Annotated in this window: 16 protein-coding genes; 5 read left to right on the plus strand and 11 right to left on the minus strand. The window is 41.3% G+C overall.

Going from position 1 to position 21055, the window contains the following annotated elements:
* Positions 1–85: 85 nt before the first annotated feature.
* Together Q4591_RS07910 and Q4591_RS07915 are read left to right on the plus strand one after the other, a co-directional pair.
* Complete coding sequence (locus Q4591_RS07910; RefSeq protein WP_303460387.1) at positions 86–2278, plus strand: M3 family metallopeptidase; 2193 nt, start codon at positions 86–88, stop codon at positions 2276–2278.
* Between the two features lie 386 nt (positions 2279–2664).
* Positions 2665–4743 carry a bifunctional 2',3'-cyclic-nucleotide 2'-phosphodiesterase/3'-nucleotidase gene (locus Q4591_RS07915; RefSeq protein WP_303460390.1) on the plus strand — a complete coding sequence of 693 codons (2079 nt, stop codon included), beginning with the start codon at positions 2665–2667 and terminating at the stop codon, positions 4741–4743.
* A gap of 59 nt (positions 4744–4802) precedes the next feature.
* Here the strand turns inward: Q4591_RS07915 and Q4591_RS07920 are convergent, their stop codons facing one another.
* Positions 4803–5231, minus strand: coding sequence for an AAA family ATPase (locus tag Q4591_RS07920; RefSeq protein WP_102519693.1), 429 nt, complete (start codon positions 5229–5231; stop codon positions 4803–4805).
* 23 nt (positions 5232–5254) lie between these two features.
* A complete protein-coding gene (gene cobB / locus Q4591_RS07925) occupies positions 5255–6001 on the minus strand; it encodes a Sir2 family NAD+-dependent deacetylase (protein ID WP_102438297.1) in 747 nt (248 codons plus the stop codon).
* 290 nt (positions 6002–6291) lie between these two features.
* Between cobB and fur the strand changes: the two genes are divergently transcribed.
* On the plus strand, positions 6292–6723 hold the full coding sequence (fur, locus tag Q4591_RS07930) for a ferric iron uptake transcriptional regulator (RefSeq protein WP_076537462.1): 432 nt from the start codon (positions 6292–6294) through the stop codon (positions 6721–6723).
* A gap of 85 nt (positions 6724–6808) precedes the next feature.
* Here the strand turns inward: fur and Q4591_RS07935 are convergent, their stop codons facing one another.
* From Q4591_RS07935 to sdhC, 9 genes are all read right to left on the minus strand, one after another.
* Positions 6809–7309, minus strand: coding sequence for a GNAT family N-acetyltransferase (locus Q4591_RS07935; RefSeq protein WP_303460411.1), 501 nt, complete (start codon positions 7307–7309; stop codon positions 6809–6811).
* Positions 7310–7507: 198 nt separating this feature from the next.
* Positions 7508–8380, minus strand: coding sequence for a succinate--CoA ligase subunit alpha (gene sucD, locus Q4591_RS07940; protein WP_102438301.1), 873 nt, complete (start codon positions 8378–8380; stop codon positions 7508–7510).
* The gene (gene sucC, locus Q4591_RS07945; RefSeq protein WP_076537457.1) at positions 8380–9546 is read right to left on the minus strand and encodes an ADP-forming succinate--CoA ligase subunit beta; all 1167 of its coding nucleotides are present in this window, start codon (positions 9544–9546) and stop codon (positions 8380–8382) included. The genes sucD and sucC overlap by 1 nt, the downstream gene beginning before the upstream one ends.
* Before the next feature lie 79 nt (positions 9547–9625).
* Entirely contained in the window at positions 9626–10816 is a 1191-nt protein-coding gene (gene odhB / locus Q4591_RS07950) for a 2-oxoglutarate dehydrogenase complex dihydrolipoyllysine-residue succinyltransferase (protein WP_102438303.1), read from the minus strand.
* Between the two features lie 27 nt (positions 10817–10843).
* Positions 10844–13666 carry a 2-oxoglutarate dehydrogenase E1 component gene (sucA, locus tag Q4591_RS07955; protein WP_102476209.1) on the minus strand — a complete coding sequence of 941 codons (2823 nt, stop codon included), beginning with the start codon at positions 13664–13666 and terminating at the stop codon, positions 10844–10846.
* Positions 13667–13920: 254 nt separating this feature from the next.
* Positions 13921–14628 (minus strand): succinate dehydrogenase iron-sulfur subunit, encoded by a 708-nt coding sequence (locus Q4591_RS07960; protein ID WP_076537448.1) that lies wholly within the window; start codon positions 14626–14628, stop codon positions 13921–13923.
* Between the two features lie 11 nt (positions 14629–14639).
* Complete coding sequence (gene sdhA / locus Q4591_RS07965) at positions 14640–16406, minus strand: succinate dehydrogenase flavoprotein subunit (RefSeq protein ID WP_076537446.1); 1767 nt, start codon at positions 16404–16406, stop codon at positions 14640–14642.
* Positions 16407–16754, minus strand: coding sequence for a succinate dehydrogenase, hydrophobic membrane anchor protein (sdhD, locus tag Q4591_RS07970; protein WP_076537444.1), 348 nt, complete (start codon positions 16752–16754; stop codon positions 16407–16409).
* A complete protein-coding gene (sdhC, locus tag Q4591_RS07975; RefSeq protein WP_102438307.1) occupies positions 16748–17143 on the minus strand; it encodes a succinate dehydrogenase, cytochrome b556 subunit in 396 nt (131 codons plus the stop codon). The genes sdhD and sdhC overlap by 7 nt, the downstream gene beginning before the upstream one ends.
* Before the next feature lie 415 nt (positions 17144–17558).
* Between sdhC and Q4591_RS07980 the strand changes: the two genes are divergently transcribed.
* Complete coding sequence (locus Q4591_RS07980; protein ID WP_102438309.1) at positions 17559–18845, plus strand: citrate synthase; 1287 nt, start codon at positions 17559–17561, stop codon at positions 18843–18845.
* A gap of 1097 nt (positions 18846–19942) precedes the next feature.
* Positions 19943–21049, plus strand: a complete 1107-nt coding sequence (locus Q4591_RS07985) for an efflux RND transporter periplasmic adaptor subunit (RefSeq protein WP_102438311.1) — start codon at positions 19943–19945, stop codon at positions 21047–21049.
* Positions 21050–21055: the final 6 nt, after the last annotated feature.

Here is a 21055-nt window from a genome sequence, read left to right on the forward strand (position 1 = left end):
AATGATGATTTGTGACTCTTTAACGGTTTATACATCGGCATAGGGTTATTTAGACAACCATTTCAAAGCAAACAGGGAAATAATTATGAAGGGACTAACCCTCACACCACTTTTTTCTGCCATGGCGTTAACTTTAGCGCTAAGTGCATGTTCAGATAATAACGTTGAAACCGTCCAAACGTCTCAAGCACCCAATGCGGTTGCAACGACTAGCATCACCCAAGATGCTAACAACCCTTTTTTCAAACCCTATGATACCTTTATGGAAATCCCAGATTTCGATAACATCAAAAATGAGCATTTTTTACCGGCTTTTGAAGCAGGCATTGCTGAACGTAAAGCTGAAATTAATAGCATTACCAATAACCCTGATGCTGCGACATTTGCAAACACCATTGAAGCGATGGAGTTTTCAGGCACCTTATTAACGAAAGTATCGAGCGTTTTCTATAATTTGACCGGTGCTCACACTAACCCAGATATACAAACGATTTCAAAACAAGTGTCACCTATGCTGTCATCAGCTAGTGATGATATTTATTTAAATGATAAATTATTTCAGCGCGTTAAAACTGTTTACGACCAAGCTGAAACCTATCAACTTAATACTGCACAAACTAAGCTTCTAGAAGATACTTACAAACGATTTACCCGTGGCGGCGCCAATTTATCGGCTGAAGATAAAAACACCCTACGGGCGTTAAATGAACAGATTGGTAAATTAAACTTAGAGTTTGGTGACAACCTACTGGCTGAAACCAATGCTTTTGAGCTTGTCGTAGATAAACAAACAGATTTAGCAGGCTTGCCTCAAGATATTATCGATACCGCTGCAGCAACAGCAACTAAGCGCGGCCATGAAGGCAAGTGGGTGTTTACCACGCAGCGCCCTTCTATCACACCATTTTTAACCTATGCAGAAAATCGTGATTTAAGAGAAGCGCTTTTTAAAGGTTATATTGAGCGTGCCAATAACAATAATGGCAATGACAATAAAACCGGCTTAGCTAAAATTGCATCACTTCGTGCTGAAAAAGCCAAATTAATGGGTTATAAAACCCATGCCCATTTTGTATTAGAAGAACGTACAGCTAAAACCCCTGAAAATGTTTACGGCTTACTTGATAAAGTTTGGCCAGCAGCACTAGCACAAGCTAATGCTGAAGTTGCTGATATGCAGGCACTTATCGACTCGCAAGGTGGTGACTTTACTTTACAAGCTTGGGATTGGTGGTATTACTCAGATCAAATCCGCGTTGCAAAATACGACTTTAATGAACAACAAACTCGGCCTTACTTTTCGCTAGAATCAACATTAGAAGGGGTATTTTATACCGCTAATCGCTTATTCGGCATCACAATGAAAGAGCGCACCGACTTACCTAAGTACCACCCAGATGTCAGAACCTGGGAAGTCTATGACAAAGATGGTTCATTAATGGCTATTTTCATGGGTGACTATTACGTACGTGATACTAAGCGAGGCGGCGCATGGATGAATGCCTACCGCTCGCAATACAATATGAATGGCGTTGAATCAAAGCCTATTATTGTCAATGTACTTAACTACCCTCGCCCAACTGGCAATGAGCCTTCACTGCTAACATTTGATGAAGCTAGCACCCTATTCCACGAGTTTGGACATGCGCTACATGGAATGCTATCAAAGGTTGAATATGCTTCTCAATCAGGTACTTCAGTACCGCGAGATTATGTCGAGTTCCCTTCACAAGTGATGGAAAACTGGATGACGCAACCTGAAGTGTTAGCGCAGTTTGCAAAACATTATAAAACCGGTGAAGTGATCCCCACTGAACTTGTTAAGAAAATTCAAGCTGCCAGTAAATTCAACCAAGGTTTTGCTACCGTTGAATATATGGCAGCCACTAAGCTTGATTTAGACTGGCATACACTGACAGACACCAAACTAAGAGATGCCGCCGAATTTGAAGCTGAATCACTTGCCAATATGGGCTTAATTAAAGAAATAGCCCCACGATATCGCAGCAGTTACTTCTCGCATATTTTTGCGGGTGGTTATTCTGCTGGTTATTACAGCTATCTTTGGTCTGATATTTTAGGCGCGGATGCTTTCGAAGCATTTAAAGAAAATGGTATTTTTGACCCAACAACAGCCCAAGCTTTTAGAGACAATATCTTGTCTCAAGGTGGCAGCGCCGACCCAATGCAGCTTTACCGTCAGTTCCGTGGTAAAGATGCCGGTATCGAACCACTGTTAAAAAGCCGTGGTCTTTTAGAAGATAACGCAGCGGATTAGCCCTGTAGGTCATCGGCAGTGAGTAGTCATTCAACTAGCCTTATTGTTAAAGTAAGGCTGTCTGATAAGAGCTAACTACTCTCAAGTAAAGCACCGCTGCAAAGTGGTGCTTTTTTTATGCTGATAAAGGAATGCTTTACTGTCATTAAAGCGCTGCGCTATCAATTTACTGCCAGCTAAATCAAACACTAAACCCATAGCAACCAGAAAAATTCAGCAAACAGCCTTTAAAAACCATTTTAGTTAACTAACAGACCATCAAATCATAACTTTGCAATGTAGTTTCTGTATAATCCACCGCAATTAACTCACAAATCAAACCTGATGAGTTAACAAAATAATAGAGCATAAAAATCAAGCTCAGGGTCATAATAAGAGAGAAAACAATGGTAAACCAAAAGCTATTAGTCACTATTATTGCTGGCGTACTAGGCGTTAGCGCATGTGATTTATTACATGATCAGACTACAGAAGTTAAGTCTGGTGATGTGCACCCCCTCACTGTCAATTTACGAATTCTAGAAACATCGGATCTCCATGCCAACATCATGGATTTTGATTATTACAAAACAAAATATGATCCGACTATAGGCTTAGCTCGCACTGCCAGTTTAATTAAACAGCAAGGTCAAAGTGCTGATAATTTTGTCTTAGTAGATAATGGGGATTTGCTCCAAGGCAGCCCTATGGGTGACTATGTTGCCAACAGTTTCAAACAGAAAACAACCCTCCTTGATACTCACCCAGCTTATAAAGCCATGAACACCTTAGGTTACTCTGTTGGTAACATTGGAAATCACGAATTTAACTACGGTTTAGATTTCTTATATCAGTCTCTCGCGGGTGCCAACTTCCCTTATATTAGCGCCAACGTATTATGTGAAGCCGACTGTTGGGATAACAAAGTCAAAGGCGATAACCTATTTACCCCTTATATCATCGAAGAAAAAAACGTCGTCGACACCAATGGCGATAAACACATCATTAAAATCGGCTATATCGGTTTTGTACCTCCACAAATCCTATTATGGGACAAACAAAACCTTACGGGTAAAGTCACCGTAATGGGGATTATTGAAGCAGCTGAAAAATTTGTGCCTATGATGAAAGCTCAAGGCGCTGACATTATCGTCGCAATACCCCACTCTGGGGTAGGAAGCCCTGAAAACCCTATCGATATAACTGATGAAAACGCCACTTGGGCATTATCAAAGGTAGCGGGTATTGATGCCATTACCTTTGGCCACAGTCACTCAATATTCCCTTCAAGCACCTTTGCTGCACTTAAAGATGCCGACATAAATAAAGGCACCATAAATGGCGTTGCGGCGGTTATGCCTGGACGTTGGGGCGATAACCTCGGCGTTATCGATTTTAAGTTAGCATTACAAGATGGCAGCTGGACAATTGTTGACAGCATGGCCAAAGCCTTGCCTATTTTTGATAAAAAAGCGACTAACCCTGAGCTGGTGACTGCAGATAAAACCATAAGTGATGCTGTAGCTAAAGAGCATCAAGCTACATTGGATTATGTCGATCAGCCCATAGGTAAAGCATCGGCTGATATGTTTAGCTTTTTGACCTTAGTACAAGATGATCCCACAGTGCAAATTGTGTCAGATGCACAAATTGCTAAAGTAAAAGCTAACTTAACGGAGGCTTTAAAAGATATTCCGGTATTGTCCGCTGCTGCGCCATTTAAAGCAGGTGGCCGCCATAGCACTGCAGCAGATGCCGAGTCTTATGTGCAAGTCCCAAGTGGTGAGCTAACCTATAAAAATGCGGCAGATTTATATCTTTACCCTAACACCTTGGTTGCTGTTAAGTTAAGTGGCGCTCAAATTAAAGATTGGTTGGAATGCAGTGCAAATCAATTTAATCAAATTGATGTTAACTCTACTGAGCCTCAATACCTGATTAACTGGAATACCCACCGCACCTATAACTTTGATGTCATAGATGGTGTCAGCTACAACATTGATGTAACTCAACCAAATAAATTTGATGGCGATTGTGCATTAGTTAATGCCGATGCTAACCGAATAGTCGGGCTAAGTTACACTCACGGCGACACTGTTATCAGTGGTGCTGAATTTAATGCCAAAGAATTTATAATCGCAACCAATAATTATCGCGCATTTGGTGGTAAATTCGCCGGAACGGGTTCTGAATTCGTGGTAATGGAACTACCAGACACAAACCGTGAAGCCCTAGCTCAGTACATCACTGATGAAACTGAAGCCAATGGTTTAGTTGATCCAAATGCTGATAATAACTGGGATTTCGTGACCATTAATTCGGCAACAAAGTTAGATATTCGCTTTGAAACCCAAAACAGTGAACTTGCTGATAAATTTATCAGCGGCTATCAAGTGCGACCTATGACAAAGCGCACTGATATCACAGATGAATTTGGTTTTGCGATTTATAATATTGACCTGCAATCCGCTGTTAAAGCTAAATAATCAACCTTTAACATCAAAAAAGGCGCCGCGGCGCCTTTTTAGTTAATCTTAAAAAAAGTCTAATCATCAAGTTCAAACATTAATCCCATTTTAGCAATTTGTGCCAATGGCACCTTATGTTGATTACGTTTAGCGCATAATTTTTGATGTTCAACACTTTTAGGCTCACCAGTCACCACTACTCTTACTTGATAACCCAAGGCCTTCGCTGCGGCTTCATAAGCCATATATTCCCAACGGCATACATTGGTATTGTCACAAATAACGTAAGGCTCGTTATGAGCCATCGCATTAATAAATGCGCTTAAATTAGCCTGGTGATACTGGGCGAGTTTTTTTGGATTAAAGCGGTATTCGCCATTACGAACAAAATAACTGTCAGTAGAGAAGTAACCATATTGCCGTATGTGTATAGCGTTATCTACACCTAACTGTTCAATGAATTCATTAACCCAAGTTGATTTACCACTACCCGGTAAACCGCGCATGATTATCGCAACTTTATCCCTACTCAAGCACTCATTTCCTTTGTCGCGACTTCACTGCCAAGGGTTTTACCGGCTAAAATTGACTCTACTAACGCAGGCACAACATCACCAGCTTTACCGGTAAAATGATATTGAAATTGGCTATGGCGATCTGCCGCTAACAGATTAACTTCTACTGTTTGTGCACCATGATGATTAGCGCTGTCGACAAAGCCCGCTGCGGGATAAACCGTCCCAGAAGTCCCAATAGCGATAAATAAATCACAGTTATCCAGCGCATCATGAATTCTATCCATGCCAAATGGCATTTCACCAAACCAGACAATATGCGGCCTTAATCGTTTGGCAGGAATACAGCAGGTACAGCAATTGTCTTCACCAAAAGGTTCTCTAAGGACAAACGTTTGCAATGACTGTGGGCAGCGTCCTTTGGATAATTCTCCATGCATATGTAATAAACGTTTTGAACCTGCCCGCTCGTGTAAATCATCTACATTTTGAGTGATAACCAGTAGCTTGCCAGGAAACTCAGCTTCTAATTTTGCTAATGCTGCATGAGCGGCATTAGGATGAACCTCACCGCTATGGAGGTTCTCCCAACGGCTATTATAAAAACGTTCAACTAAATTGATATCGCGGGCATAACCTTCAGGGGTGGCCACATCTTCAATATGATGTTGCTCCCACAAACCGTCTTCATCGCGAAATGTTTTTATCCCCGATTCAGCGGAAATACCTGCGCCAGTTAAGACCACAATCTGCTGATACATGTGAATTCCTTGTTTTGATTATAATTATCATTACTGGGTACAAAGCTTGATAACCCTATTTAACATTATAGTGATATAAAAGCCGTTAATGCTCAATAATCCCTTAGTATAAGTAAGTTTATTAGGTGAATTTTAACCTATTGGTCAATATTGTATGGCTCATTGGCCAAAATCAGTGCTTATATGACGATTAACTCATTTGAAAGGTTCCAGTTTCTGATTGCAACACATATAATGATCTTAATTATCCACGGAGGAACCGATAAGGTTCTGTAATCAAGAGATTAGCGATGACAGATGGAAATCAAGCACTCAAGAAAGCAGGTTTAAAGATAACACTGCCACGAGTTAAAATTCTAGAATTAATGCAAGCCCCTGAAAACCAACATATCAGTGCAGAAGATCTGTACAAAAAATTACTCGATATTGGTGAGGAAATTGGCTTAGCTACTGTTTATCGCGTATTAAACCAATTTGATGATGCGGGTATCCTTAATCGTCACCATTTTGAAAGTGGCAAAGCGGTTTTTGAAATGTCGACCCAAAAGCATCATGATCATCTTGTTTGCTTAACCTGCGATAAAGTAATTGAATTCTCTGATGAGGTCATTGAACGTCGTCAAGACGAAATAGCAATGCGTCATAATATTAAGCTAACTCACCACAGCTTATATTTATACGGTCACTGCACCAATGACAGCTGTGATCACGCTGACGAATAATTATCGCCAAGCCTGATAAATAGTCATTAAAAAACCAGCATACTTGCTGGTTTTTTTGTTTTTACACTCGCCATAAGTTATGCCTTTATAAAGTCATTTGATACACATGTACTTTCGAGCCGAGATATTCGCTTTCTTCATGTATGCTCATACCGAGCTTTTTCGCTATCGCTTCTGAACCTGTATTGCCATGTAAAATAAGGGCTATGACTAAATCAATATCGAACTGTGGCTTTAGTGTATCAACTACCGCTTGCGCTGCCTCATTGCCTATGCCCTTGCCCCAATATTCTGGTAAATAGCGATAACCTATTTCTACTTTATCGTATTCAGGAAGATATTTAGGCCCACAAAAGCCAATGACTTTATTATCTTCCTTATGATGCACCGCCCAACGACCAAAACCATGCTTTTGATAATCAGCTTGAATAATTGAGGTAAAAATCTCTTTTGCTTCAGCTATGCTAGTAAGTGGCTCTTGGGGGATATAAGTTAATATTTCTGGAATACTGTTCATTAAAAATAATGCTTCTGCATCCTCTTCAACAAAAGGGCGCATGATAAGCCTTGGGGTTTCAGTAATAATACCAATCGGTTTTATGACGTTACTCATGGTTATCCTTAATCATTTAAATACTAATATGGCTAGTTAAACACAGATTAATACTCAGTAAAACATATGATTACAGTTTTAAATTAATAATTTTGAAGAACATATTTAGCGATAGGAAACGAAAAAACAAAAAAGGCGCCAAATGGCGCCTTTTGATTAACTCACTAGAATTTACCAGCCAGTTTTAGTACGCAGTGCTTTACCGATGTCAGCTAAAGAGCGAACTGTGCTTACGCCAGCAGCTTCTAATGCAGCAAACTTATCTTCAGCAGTACCTTTACCACCAGCGATAATTGCGCCAGCATGACCCATACGCTTACCTTCTGGTGCAGTAACACCAGCAATGTAAGATACAACAGGCTTAGTTACATTTGCTTTGATGAATTCAGCAGCTTCTTCTTCAGCAGTACCACCAATTTCACCAATCATTACGATTGCTTCAGTTTGTGGATCGTTTTGGAACATTTCCAATACGTCGATGAAGTTAGTACCTGGAATTGGGTCACCACCAATACCTACACAAGTAGATTGGCCAAAACCTTCGTCAGTAGTTTGTTTAACAGCTTCGTACGTTAATGTACCAGAGCGTGAAACAATACCGACTTTACCAGGCTTGTGGATGTGACCAGGCATGATACCAATCTTACACTCACCAGGAGTGATAACACCTGGACAGTTAGGACCAATCATACGCACGCCAGTTTCTTCAAGTTTAACTTTAACTTGAAGCATGTCTAAAGTTGGAATACCTTCAGTAATGCATACGATTAGCTCAATGCCACCGTCGATTGCTTCAAGGATTGCATCTTTACAAAAAGGTGCTGGTACATAGATAACAGTCGCAGTTGCACCCGTTTCAGCTACAGCATCTTTAACAGTATTAAATACAGGAAGACCTAGGTGAACTTGACCACCTTTTCCTGGAGATACACCGCCAACCATTTTTGTACCGTAAGCAATTGCTTGCTCAGAGTGGAAAGTACCTTGGCCACCAGTGAAACCTTGACAGATAACTTTAGTATCTTTGTTAATTAATACGGACATTATTTGCCCTCCGCAGCAGCAACAACTTTCTCAGCAGCATCAGTTAATGACGCAGCTGCGATAATATCAAGACCAGAACCTGCAAGCACTTCACGGCCTAATTCAGCGTTAGTACCTTCAAGACGGACAACAACAGGAACTTCTACACCGACTTCTTTTACAGCGCCGATAATACCTTCTGCAATCATGTCACAACGTACGATGCCACCAAAGATGTTAACTAAAACAGCTTTAACGTTTGAGTCAGAAAGAATGATTTTAAATGCTTCTGCTACACGTTCTTTAGTGGCTCCGCCGCCAACGTCTAAGAAGTTAGCTGGCTTGCCGCCATGTAGGTTTACGATGTCCATAGTACCCATTGCTAGGCCTGCACCGTTAACCATACAACCCACGTTTCCGTCTAATGCAACGTAGTTAAGTTCAAACTTGGCTGCGTGTGCTTCACGAGCATCATCTTGTGATGGATCGTGCATGTCACGGATTTTAGGTTGACGGAATAAAGCATTTCCATCGATACCAATCTTGCCATCAAGACAATGGATATTACCTTCGTCAGTGATCACAAGCGGGTTGATTTCTAATAAAGCGAAATCATGGTCTTCGAACATTTTTGCAAGACCCATAAACACTTTAGTGAACTGCTTCATTTGAGTTGGGTTTAAACCTAACTTAAAGCCAAGATCACGTGCTTGGTATGGTTGAGGACCTGTTAAAGGATCGATAATTGCTTTGTGAATTAACTCTGGGGTTTCTTCAGCCACAGTTTCAATTTCAACGCCACCTTCAGTTGATGCCATAAACACAACGCGACGAGTCGCACGGTCAACAACAGCACCTAGGTAAAGTTCATTTGCAATATCAGTACAGCTTTCTACTAAAATTTTAGCAACAGGCTGGCCTTTTTCATCAGTTTGGTAAGTCACTAAGTTCTTACCTAACCATTTTTCAGCAAATGCTCTGATTTCTTCTTTATCGCCAGTGACTTTAACGCCACCTGCTTTACCACGGCCGCCAGCGTGTACTTGACACTTAACAACCCACATATCGCCGCCAATGTGACCAGCAGCTTCTACCGCTTCTTGGGCTGTATCGCAAGCGAAGCCTTCTGAAACTGGTAAACCATATTCGGCAAATAAGGATTTTGCCTGATACTCATGCAAATTCATGATGATCTATCCATATACTTCTTTATAAAATCCTACTGGCTCTAACGAGCCAGCTACGAGGGTATTGTCTAGTTGACTCTTAGAGGTCAAGCAATAGACGAGTTGGATCTTCAAGGAAGTCTTTAATAGCGACCAAGAAACCAACCGACTCACGGCCATCAACAATTCGATGATCGTAAGATAATGCTAGGTACATCATAGGTTGAATAACAACCTCACCATTCACAGCCATTGGGCGATCTTTAATAGCATGCATGCCTAAAATCGCGCTTTGTGGAAGGTTTAAAATTGGCGTCGACATTAGCGAGCCAAATACGCCGCCATTAGTCACGGTGAAGTTACCACCGGTCATATCAGCAACAGATAACTTGCCATCACGGCCTTTGATTGCTAATTCACGCACATTTTTTTCAATTTCAGCAAGGCTCATGGTATCGGTATCACGTAATACTGGGGTAACCAGACCACGTGGCGTTGATACCGCAATGCTGACATCAAAGTAGTTGTGATAAACCAGTTCATCACCGTCGATAGACGCGTTAACTTCAGGGAAACGTTTTAATGCTTCAGTCACAGCTTTTACGTAGAAAGACATGAAACCTAAACGAATACCATGACGTTTTTCAAATACTTCTTGGTATTGCTTACGAATATCCATGATTGGCTGCATGTTAACTTCGTTAAACGTTGTTAGCATTGCCGTAGAGTTTTTAGCCTCTAATAAACGATTAGCAATAGTCTTACGTAAACGCGTCATAGGAACACGTTTTTGAGTACGACCTTCAAGTGGTGCAATTGGCGCAGGCGCTGCAGCAGGTTTAGCCGCAGGTGCTGACTTCACAAATGCTTCAACATCTTCTTTAGTCACACGTCCACCAACACCAGTGCCTTTTACTTTGCTTGCATCAAGGTTATGCTCAGCAATGAGACGGCGTACAGATGGGCTTAATGCATCATTTGACTCATCTGTAGATTCAGCTACTGGTGATGCAGCTTCTGCTTCTGCTTTAGTCACTTCTTGGCCTGAAACTGCACCAGCAACGAAGTTTGCAATCACTTGCTCACCAAGAACAGTGTCACCTTCTTGGAATAATAATTCGCTAATAGAACCATCTTCTGGCGCAACAACTTCTAGTACAACTTTATCAGTTTCGATATCAACTAGATTTTGGTCACGAGAAACCTGTTCGCCAGGTTGCACATGCCATGTCGCGATTGTTGCATCTGCAACTGATTCTGGCAGAACGGGTACCTTAATTTCGATACTCATGGAAAGCTTTCCTTTTATAATTTTCTATTACGACAGTTTTAATGCGCTATTAACTAATGCTTCTTGTTGGCGTGCATGCAGAGCAGGATAACCACAAGCTGGTGCAGCAGATGCCTCACGGCCAGCGTAGGTTAGTTCAGCTCCGGCAGGGATAGCTGCCCAGAAATGATGTTGGCTACAATACCAAGCACCTTGGTTCTGAGGTTCTTCCTGACACCAAACAAAATCTTTAACGTGCTGATAGTCAGCAAGTGCGGCTTGCATTTCTTCTTGCGGGAACGGATAAAGCTGCTCCACACGGACAATAGCAACGTTAGTAATTTCTTGTTTACGACGCTTGTCGAGTAATTCGAAATACACCTTACCACTACAGAAGACAACGCGATCAACCTTGCTCGCGTCTAATGCATCAAGCTCACCAATCACACTTTGGAAACTTCCTTCAGCGAGCTCTTCAAGTGTAGAAACCGCTAATGGATGACGTAGTAATGATTTAGGCGACATCACCACCAGTGGACGACGCATAGGACGTACAACTTGACGGCGTAGCATGTGATAAACCTGTGCAGGTGTAGAAGGAACACACACTTGCATATTGTGGTTTGCACAAAGCTGTAAGAAACGCTCAAGACGAGCAGATGAATGCTCTGGGCCTTGGCCTTCATAACCATGGGGAAGTAGCATCGTTAGACCACATAATCGGCCCCACTTTTGCTCACCTGAAGATAAGAACTGATCGATAACCACTTGAGCACAATTAACAAAGTCACCAAACTGCGCTTCCCAGATGGTTAATCCGCCCGGCTCTGCTGTGGCATAACCGTACTCAAATGCCAGTACCGAGGCTTCTGATAATACTGAGTCAGTAATATCAATCTCGCCCTGTTCATCAGCGACATTACGAAGCGGCAAATAAGTCGTACCATCATTTTGATTATGTAAAACTGCATGACGATGGAAGAAAGTACCACGACCAGAATCCTGACCGGTAATACGAACGCGTTTTTTATCTTCCAAAATGGTGGCGTAAGCTAAGGTTTCAGCAAAGCCCCAATCAACCGGTTTTTCACCGTTTGCCATCGATACACGGTCTTTATAAATCTTAGCGACCCGTGATTGCAATTTGTGGCTTTCAGGAATATCTACCATCTTTTGCGCAAGACCAATCAGCTTGTCAAAGTTCATTGCACCTTGATAGCTTTCATCCCACTCACGATTAAGATACGGCGACCAGTCAACAGTGTGTAACGTCATTGGACGCCACTCTTTCACTACACAATCACCTGCATCTAATGCATCACGGTAGTTATTGACAAGGCCAGTAACGTCATCAGCAGAGATACTATCTTCTTGAATTAATCGATCAGCATAAATCTTACGCGGCGTAGGATGCTTCTTAATTTTTGCGTACATTAGCGGCTGCGTTGCACTTGGCTCATCAGCTTCGTTATGACCATGGCGGCGATAACACACTAAATCAATCACCACATCACGCTTAAATTCGTTACGGTAATCCACCGCTAACTGCGAAATAAAGGCAACAGCTTCAGGATCATCTGCATTGACATGGAAAATAGGCGCTTGGACCATTTTGGCAATATCAGTACAGTATTCCGTTGAACGCACATCGGCAGTATTAGAGGTAGTGAAACCCACTTGGTTATTAATAACGATACGAATACTACCGCCAACTTTAAAACCACGGGTCTGAGACATGTTAAATGTCTCTTGCACAATACCTTGTCCAGTAATTGCCGAGTCACCATGAATGGTAATTGGCATAACTTGTAAACCATCGCTACAACCACGTCTGTCTTGACGCGCTCTTACTGAACCAATAACCACAGGGTTAACGATTTCTAAATGTGATGGGTTAAAGGCCAGTGCTAAATGAACGTTTCCGCCTGGCGTTTCGAAATCAGATGAAAAGCCTTGGTGATACTTAACGTCACCAGAACCTTGGATTTCATCATGCTTACCGGCAAATTCATCAAATAATTCAGCAGGACGCTTACCCAGTACGTTAACAAGGACGTTTAAGCGACCACGGTGAGCCATACCGACGACAATTTCTTTGGTACCTGCTTCACCTGCGCGATATAAAATCTCACGCATCATTGGCACTAACGCATCACCACCTTCAAGCGAGAAACGTTTTGCGCCTGGAAATTTTGCGCCAAGGTATTTTTCCATACCTTCAGCAGCATTTAGGCCTTCTAGAATGCGTTTCTTAGTGGTGTTATCGTAATTTGCTTTACCCAAAGACGGTTCAAGACGTTGCTGAATCCAACGCTTTTCATCGGTATCGGTAATATGCATGTATTCAGCACCAATAGAACCACAATAGGTACTTTTTAATGCATGAACTATGTCGGCTAATTTAAGGGTGTCACTACCGTATGCAAATGAACCGGTATTGAACTCACGTTGCATATCTTCGGCATCTAAACCATGAAATGCTGGGTCTAATTCAGATACTGGCTCACGGTGCCATAAACCTAACGGATCAAGGTTAGCATTTTGGTGACCACGAAAACGGTGAGCGTTAATTAACTGGAGGACTTTTACTTGTTTAGCATCTAACTCTGGGTCAGTAACACGGCTAGCGCCTTTGGCACGACCTTCTAATGCTAAACTGCGGAAATAATCACGTACTTTAGAGTGTGCAGTTTCAGGTAGATCTTGAGAAGTACCATTTACCGCAGGGAGATTATCAAAAACGACTTGCCAATCAGCGGTAACTGAACTTGGATCTTCTTGATAGGCTTCATACATCTCTTCTACGTAGGTCGAATTTGAGCCACTTAAATGTGACGATTCGAGCCAAGCTTTCATGATGCCTTGGTGCATTACTTTTCCTTCCAAACTTGATACACGTGCTTCGCCAATTTCATAATTGCGATACCTGGTTGCACCACAATCGAATCGTATTAACTCTTTCGTTTAACGCTGTTTATCAACTACGGATAATAGCGATATAACTATATAATTTAAACAGTTAATTACAAAGGTCTTCTAACACACACAAAAGAGTCATCCCCATAGTTGAAGATGACTCCCCAATAGAGCTATATAACAATAAATCCCAGCTCTATGTTGCGCATTTACACTGCTCGCTTCAGTAACATTGACTTAATGTGGCCAATGGCTTTAGTTGGGTTTAGTCCTTTAGGACACACATCAACACAGTTCATAATACCGTGACAACGGAACACACTGTAAGCATCGTCTAAACCATCTAAACGCTCTTCAGTTGCCGTATCGCGGCTATCAATTAAGAAGCGATATGCATGCAGTAAACCACTTGGTCCGATAAATTTATCAGGGTTCCACCAGAAAGATGGACAAGCAGTAGAACAACAAGCACACATGATACATTCATATAATCCGTCTAAATGAGCACGCTCTTCAGGTGATTGTAAATGTTCACGAGCCGGTGTTTTCTCATCATTGATAAGAAACGGTTTAATTTTTTCGTACTGTGTGTAGAACTGAGTCAGGTCGACAATTAAATCGCGCACAACTGGCATGCCAGGAAGTGGGCGAATTTCAATTTTCTTACCTTTAAAAGTAGAAACCGGCGTAATACACGCAAGGCCGTTTTTACCATTCATGTTCATACCATCACTACCACATACACCCTCACGACATGAGCGTCTAAATGATAATGCAGGATCTAACTCTTTCAGCTTCATCAGTGCATCTAGTACCATCATATCGGTACCTTCTTCCACATCTAAACTGTAATCCTGCATATATGGTTTAGTGTCTACATCAGGATTGTAGCGATAAACTGCAAATTCCAATTTCATCGGGGCTTCTCCTAGTAGGTACGCTTGATAGGCGGGAATGCCGCACGAAGCTTAGGCTCCATGTTGACTTCACGCTTAGTCATTTCTTCTGTGACGGGGTCAAAGACGCTATGACATAACCAATTATCATCATCACGGTCTAAGAAATCCTCACGAGAATGCGCACCACGACTTTCTGTACGGAAGTTCGCAGCATAAGCTGTCGCAATTGCTGTCGCCATCAAGTTATCAAGCTCTAAACATTCAATACGTTGAGTATTAAATTCTGAAGAGTTATCAGATAACTTAGCATTCGCTAAACGATCGCGAATTGCTTTAAGCTCTTTAAGGCCTTCAGCCATTGCATCACCACTTCTAAATACAGAGAAGTTAAGTTGCATACATAACTGTAAGTCTTTACGAATAACAGCAGGATCTTCACCGTCTTTATTGCTTTCCCAGCGATTAAGACGCTCAAGTGATGCTGAAATTTGCTCTTCAGATGGCGCTTTTGGATCCGCAGTCGCATCGAGTGCTTTACCTAAATGCTGACCAGCAGCACGTCCAAATACCACTAAATCCAGTAATGAGTTACCACCAAGGCGGTTTGCACCGTGTACTGATACACAAGCAATTTCACCTACAGCGAATAAACCCACGATATCTTGTTCAGTGCCATCAGCATTTTGACGAACAACTTGACCACTCACTTTAGCGGGTAGACCACCCATCATGTAATGACATGTTGGCAATACAGGAATTGGGCCATCTGCTGGATCAATATGCGCAAAAGTACGAGAAAGTTCACAAACACCAGGAAGACGAGCTTCTAATGTTTCTTTACCTAAGTGATCAAGCTTAAGTAAACAATGCGGCCCTAATGGACCATCTAATCCACGGCCTTCACGAATTTCTGTCATCATCGAGCGAGCAACAACATCACGTGATGCTAAATCTTTTGCATTTGGTGCATAACGTTCCATGAAACGCTCGCCATCTTTATTTAAAAGATAACCACCTTCACCACGACAACCTTCAGTTACAAGCACACCTGCGCCAGCAATACCCGTTGGGTGGAACTGCCACATTTCCATGTCTTGCATTTGAACGCCAGCGCGCATTGCCATACCAACACCGTCACCAGTATTAATATGTGCATTGGTGGTTGAAGCATAAATACGCCCTGCACCACCGGTTGCTAAAATGGTTGCCTTCGCTTTGAAGTAAACAATCTCGCCAGTTTCAATTTCAATAGCCGTACAACCAACTATTGCACCGTCATCGTTTTTCACTAAATCGAGTGCATACCACTCAGAAAATACTTCAGTTTTGTGTTTAACATTTTGCTGATAAAGACAATGAAGTAATGCATGACCTGTACGGTCAGCTGCAGCTGCAGTACGTGCCGCTTGCTCGCCACCAAAGTTTTTTGATTGGCCACCAAACGGACGCTGGTAAATAGTACCGTTTTCAAAACGTGAGAATGGCAAACCCATTTGCTCAAGTTCAATAACCGCCTCTGGACCTGTCTTACACATGAACTCGATTGCTTCTTGGTCACCGATAAAATCAGAACCTTTCACGGTATCGTACATGTGCTGTTCCCAGTGATCTTCATGAGCATTACCCAACGCAACGGTAATACCACCTTGCGCAGATACTGTATGAGAACGGGTTGGGAAAACTTTAGATAAAAGCGCACAGCTCTTACCTTCTTTAGAAATTTGTAATGCCGCTCGCATGCCAGCGCCACCAGCGCCAATCACTACTGCGTCAAATTCGCGAACTGGAATACTCACTTATACACCCCACACAATTAATATGCCTGCAGCTAGATAACAAAAAGCTGCTACGACAAAAACGAACTGAAGTAATCCACGCACTGATACGTTTTTAACGTAATCAGTTAACACTTGCCAAATACCAATCCATGAATGGATAAGTACAGCAACAAGCGCTAATAAAGTGAATACTTTCATTGGTAAGGTACTGAATAACCCCTGCCAAATTTCGTATGTCAATGGAGCGCTACACGCAATAAAACCCACCATAAAAATGGTATAACAGGCTAAAATTACGGCACTAGCACGAATTAAAATAAAATCATGAACACCACTGCGTCCAAGGCTTGCTGCATTTGTTACCATACCCAAATCCCCACGATGATAGAAAACGCCGCTGATAACACAAAGGCGATTTTTGCTGACGCTAAGCCAGAGGCAAGCTCTTCCCAACGACCGGTATCCATAATCAGATGACGTACGCCAACGATTAAGTGATAACCCAACGCGGTTAGAATTCCCCAAATAACAAACTTAACTAGCAGGTTATCAAAAAGAGATTGTAAGCCAGCGAAACTCTCAGGCGATGCTAAAGATTCATTTAGCATCCAAATAAGAATACCGACAGCAAACAGCATGATAACACCGGAAATACGGTGAAGAATTGACGCAATCGCTGTTGCAGGAAAGCGAATGGTCTGTAGGTCTATATGGACAGGTCTTTGCTTTTTCACGTTCTGCTCACTCAGCTCCATTGAGCATTATTTTTATTATTCATCTTGCTTTGCTTCTATTTGTTACACCAAACTACAAATGTAAACAAAATGTTGAAACTTAACAGACTACTATCAAACACTTAACCATTTGAGAATTCACTAATTTAGACAACGTAAAAATGTTTTCAAAAATGTGATGTTTGTCGCCCTTCAGGACGCAGGCAAGTATACTCAAGGCAATTGTCAAATACAAACATCACACTATGTAAAATTTGTTTTTTGATGTTTTTTTTGCAAAAAAACCATTGCTAACAAGGCGTCTAGCAAGCTTTATACCATGGTCTAATAAATTTAAACGCTTATTTAAATTGAAATGTGACACTAATTCACTGTAAAGTAATGTCCGCTTAACATGCCGCACTCACAGAAAAGAATGAAGTAAGGAGAACGGGGTATGGCTGACAATATAGCCAAATTAGAGTTACCGGGGACAGATTCGATCGAATTACCTATCAAGCAGGGAACTGCTGGGTTTGATGTAATCGATATCAGTAAACTTGGAAAGACAGGTCATTTCACCTTCGATCCAGGTTTTTTAGCGACCGCATCTTGCGAGTCTGCAATTACATACATTGATGGCGAAAAAGGTGTACTTACACACCGTGGCTATCCAATTTATGAACTAGCTACTGAATCTAACTATTTAGACGTTTGTTACTTACTGCTTTATGGTGAATTACCAAGCAAAACTCAATACGAAGAGTTTGTGGCTATGGTTAAGAATCACACCATGGTGAACGAGCAATTAGCTTCGTTTTTCAGAGGTTTCCGTCGTGATGCACATCCAATGGCTATGCTATGTGGTGTTACGGGTGCATTATCTGCGTTTTACCAAGATTCTCTTGATGTCAATGATGAAAAACATCGTGAAATTGCGGCTTTCCGCCTTGTTTCTAAGATGCCAACCATTGCAGCAATGTGCTACAAGTATTCAATCGGTCAACCTTTTGTTTACCCACGCAACGACCTAAGTTATGCAGGTAATTTCCTTAGCATGATGTTCGCTGTTCCGTGTGAACAATACCAAGTCAATCCAGTTGTTGAAAAAGCAATGGACAGAATCTTTGTATTACACGCTGATCATGAACAAAACGCTTCTACCTCTACGGTTCGTTTAGCGGGTTCATCTGGTGCTAACCCATTTGCATGTATCGCAGCGGGTATTGCTTCACTATGGGGTCCTGCTCATGGTGGTGCTAACGAAGCTTGTCTAAATATGCTTGAAGAAATTGGCAGTGTTGATCGCATCCCTGAGTTTATTGCTCGTGCGAAAGACAAAGCTGATCCATTCCGCTTAATGGGCTTTGGTCATCGCGTTTACAAAAACTTCGACCCTCGCGCTAAAGTGATGCGTGAAACATGTCATGAAGTGTTAGCTGAGCTAAATGTGAACGATCCTTTGCTAGATGTAGCGATGGAACTTGAACGCATTGCTTTAGAAGACGATTATTTCGTATCTAAAAAGCTTTATCCAAATGTTGATTTCTACTCAGGGATCATCATGAAAGCAATCGGTATCCCTACTAGTATGTTTACAGTGTTATTTGCACTTTCTCGTACTGTTGGTTGGATTGCACATTGGAAAGAAATGCTTGACCAACCAGGTCACAAAATCAGTCGTCCACGTCAGTTATACACTGGCTCAGACGAGCGTGACTTTGTCAGCATAGATAAACGATAACTTAATCGTTTGTGAAAAAAGCGCCTATTTAGGCGCTTTTTTAATGCCTAGAGAAGCTGTTTTGTTAGCGTTGACAGCCTCGCTCAATGAACACAAAAATCCCTTGCTGCGAACTTTGGTTACCATAGCAGCCAAGTATGAATAAAACTGCCAAACACATTTATCCCCGTTTAAAGCTCATTCACCATAGATTGGTCATAAGCCACATTATCTAGGTCCGCTTCATTATTTACTAAATCCTAATAGCCGCCACAGGTTAATTTTAGTCGAAATTAAAGGGTCGCCGGCACTTTAGCACTTGGTTTTGTATTACAAATTAGAATTAAATAAGCTTTAAAATATGTCCAAAGTACGCCATAAATCGGCCTAATTAACCCAATTACATTTGTGTTTATAGAAGGAGTTGCATCAGATTTGTGCTAGGCAATACAACTGCCTATTAGAAATATTGCCGATTTTAATTCATTTGAAGTTAAAGATTAAGCTAGAAAAATACTGTAAATCATCCAAAAACATTCATAAAATAGTCATTTTCATTCACGTTAGGCCCTAATAAACAATAAATTGAGTAAAAATATCAATTAAATCTGATATAAAAAGCTGCTTTTTAAATTATATCGCTATAAAGAAAATCTTTTTGTTCTAAAAAATGGCCATTAGAGATATTAAAACTTACAATTTGGTTTCCTTTTTACCCAGAATTTGGTCTTCTTTATATGCTTTTACACCTTGAAATATTTTCACGTTCATTTTATTTGTATTATTAATAATTTTCTTGTTAAAGCCAAATTAATTCAATGGCCATTTACCCACAATCCTAATCAACAAAAATCAGAACCCTTAACTCAAATCTTAGTAAGCAATTTCACCATTTGTTGAGCATTCCCACTACCCCTTGTTAACATTTAAGTTCCTAAAATACCGCCACCCAATTAAAGCACTGAAAAATAACAATAATTTATTTTGGCACATTACGTGCTTTGTAAACATAAATTCAACATTTGTTACATGTTATAACGTGACGTTTGCATGCTTTGGTTTCAGACTCTGTGGCATGTCACGTCACTTATAACACTTAGTTAATTGGCAGGTATCCCATGGAAAGGTTCAACAACATTAAAAAATTCACCTCATCCGTTTTTTGTATTACGGCATTTTCAATCATGCTTAGTGGCTGTAATGGTGAACAAGAAACAGCTGCAGAAGAAGAAAAATACGCGGTACCTGTTGAGGTATCACAAGTGACTCAAGGAAATGTGTCTTCATTTTATAGCACCACCGCGACGCTAGAAGCGCCCGAGGAAGCCCATGTTGTCACCCGAATTGCAGGCTTAATTACTTCAATAAACGTTGAAGAAGGCGATAGAGTTACAAAGGGCCAAGCACTGGCGACCATTGATGCCAAACGCCAACAATTTGATTATCAGCGTGCGCTTGCTGAAGTTCAGATTATTGAGCAAGAATTAAACCGCTTAAAACAGATGAAAAACAAAGAATTTGTAAGTCAAGATGTGATGGCAAAGCTTGAGTTTAACTTACAAGCCGCAATGGCTCAGCGAGATCTCGCAGAACTATACGTGATTGAAAGCCGCATTGTTTCACCTATCGATGGCATTGTCGCCACCAGGCATGTGAAAAAAGGCAATATGGCCAAAGAGTTTGAAGAGTTGTTTTATATTGTCAATCAAGATGAACTACACGGAATTGTACATTTACCAGAGCAACAACTTAATAGCTTACGTTTAGGACAAGAAGCGCGCATTAGTAATCAATACGCTAATAACAAGGGCTCAACAGAACAAGATATTATCGCTAATGTATTACGAATTAGCCCAATTGTTGATGCCCAAAGCGGTACATTCAAAGTAACTATCGCCATCAACAATAAAGACGCAACATTAAAAGCCGGCATGTTCACGCGTGTTGAGCTTAAATATGATACCCACAATGATGTTGTTACTGTGCCTTTTAACGCCATTATTAACCAAGATGACACCCAAGCACTGTATGTCATTAAAGATAACACCGCTAACCGTCGTGAAGTGATTCTCGGTTATCGCGAAAATGATAAAGTTGAAATTCTATCTGGTGTGCAATCTGGTGAACAAATCGTCATTCGTGGTCAGCAAAACCTTAAAGACCTGTCGTTAGTTGAAATCATCAGTCCGCTTTCTTACGCCAAAAACAGCCTAGCCAGCAAATAGACAAGG

This window comes from Shewanella sp. 3_MG-2023 (assembly GCF_030548765.1).
Taxonomy (GTDB): domain Bacteria; phylum Pseudomonadota; class Gammaproteobacteria; order Enterobacterales; family Shewanellaceae; genus Shewanella.

Bases quoted from the DNA above. Each gene is read 5' to 3' on its own strand.
- Q4591_RS07910 (WP_303460387.1), top strand. From the start codon at position 86: ATGAAGGGACTAACCCTCACACCACTTTTTTCTGCCATGGCGTTAACT.
- Q4591_RS07915 (WP_303460390.1), top strand. From the start codon at position 2,665: ATGGTAAACCAAAAGCTATTAGTCACTATTATTGCTGGCGTACTAGGC.
- Q4591_RS07920 (WP_102519693.1), bottom strand. From the start codon at position 5,231: ATGCGCGGTTTACCGGGTAGTGGTAAATCAACTTGGGTTAATGAATTC.
- cobB (WP_102438297.1), bottom strand. From the start codon at position 6,001: ATGTATCAGCAGATTGTGGTCTTAACTGGCGCAGGTATTTCCGCTGAA.
- fur (WP_076537462.1), top strand. From the start codon at position 6,292: ATGACAGATGGAAATCAAGCACTCAAGAAAGCAGGTTTAAAGATAACA.
- sucD (WP_102438301.1), bottom strand. From the start codon at position 8,380: ATGTCCGTATTAATTAACAAAGATACTAAAGTTATCTGTCAAGGTTTC.
- sucC (WP_076537457.1), bottom strand. From the start codon at position 9,546: ATGAATTTGCATGAGTATCAGGCAAAATCCTTATTTGCCGAATATGGT.
- odhB (WP_102438303.1), bottom strand. From the start codon at position 10,816: ATGAGTATCGAAATTAAGGTACCCGTTCTGCCAGAATCAGTTGCAGAT.
- sucA (WP_102476209.1), bottom strand. From the start codon at position 13,666: ATGCACCAAGGCATCATGAAAGCTTGGCTCGAATCGTCACATTTAAGT.
- Q4591_RS07960 (WP_076537448.1), bottom strand. From the start codon at position 14,628: ATGAAATTGGAATTTGCAGTTTATCGCTACAATCCTGATGTAGACACT.
- sdhD (WP_076537444.1), bottom strand. From the start codon at position 16,754: ATGGTAACAAATGCAGCAAGCCTTGGACGCAGTGGTGTTCATGATTTT.
- sdhC (WP_102438307.1), bottom strand. From the start codon at position 17,143: ATGGAGCTGAGTGAGCAGAACGTGAAAAAGCAAAGACCTGTCCATATA.
- Q4591_RS07980 (WP_102438309.1), top strand. From the start codon at position 17,559: ATGGCTGACAATATAGCCAAATTAGAGTTACCGGGGACAGATTCGATC.
- Q4591_RS07985 (WP_102438311.1), top strand. From the start codon at position 19,943: ATGGAAAGGTTCAACAACATTAAAAAATTCACCTCATCCGTTTTTTGT.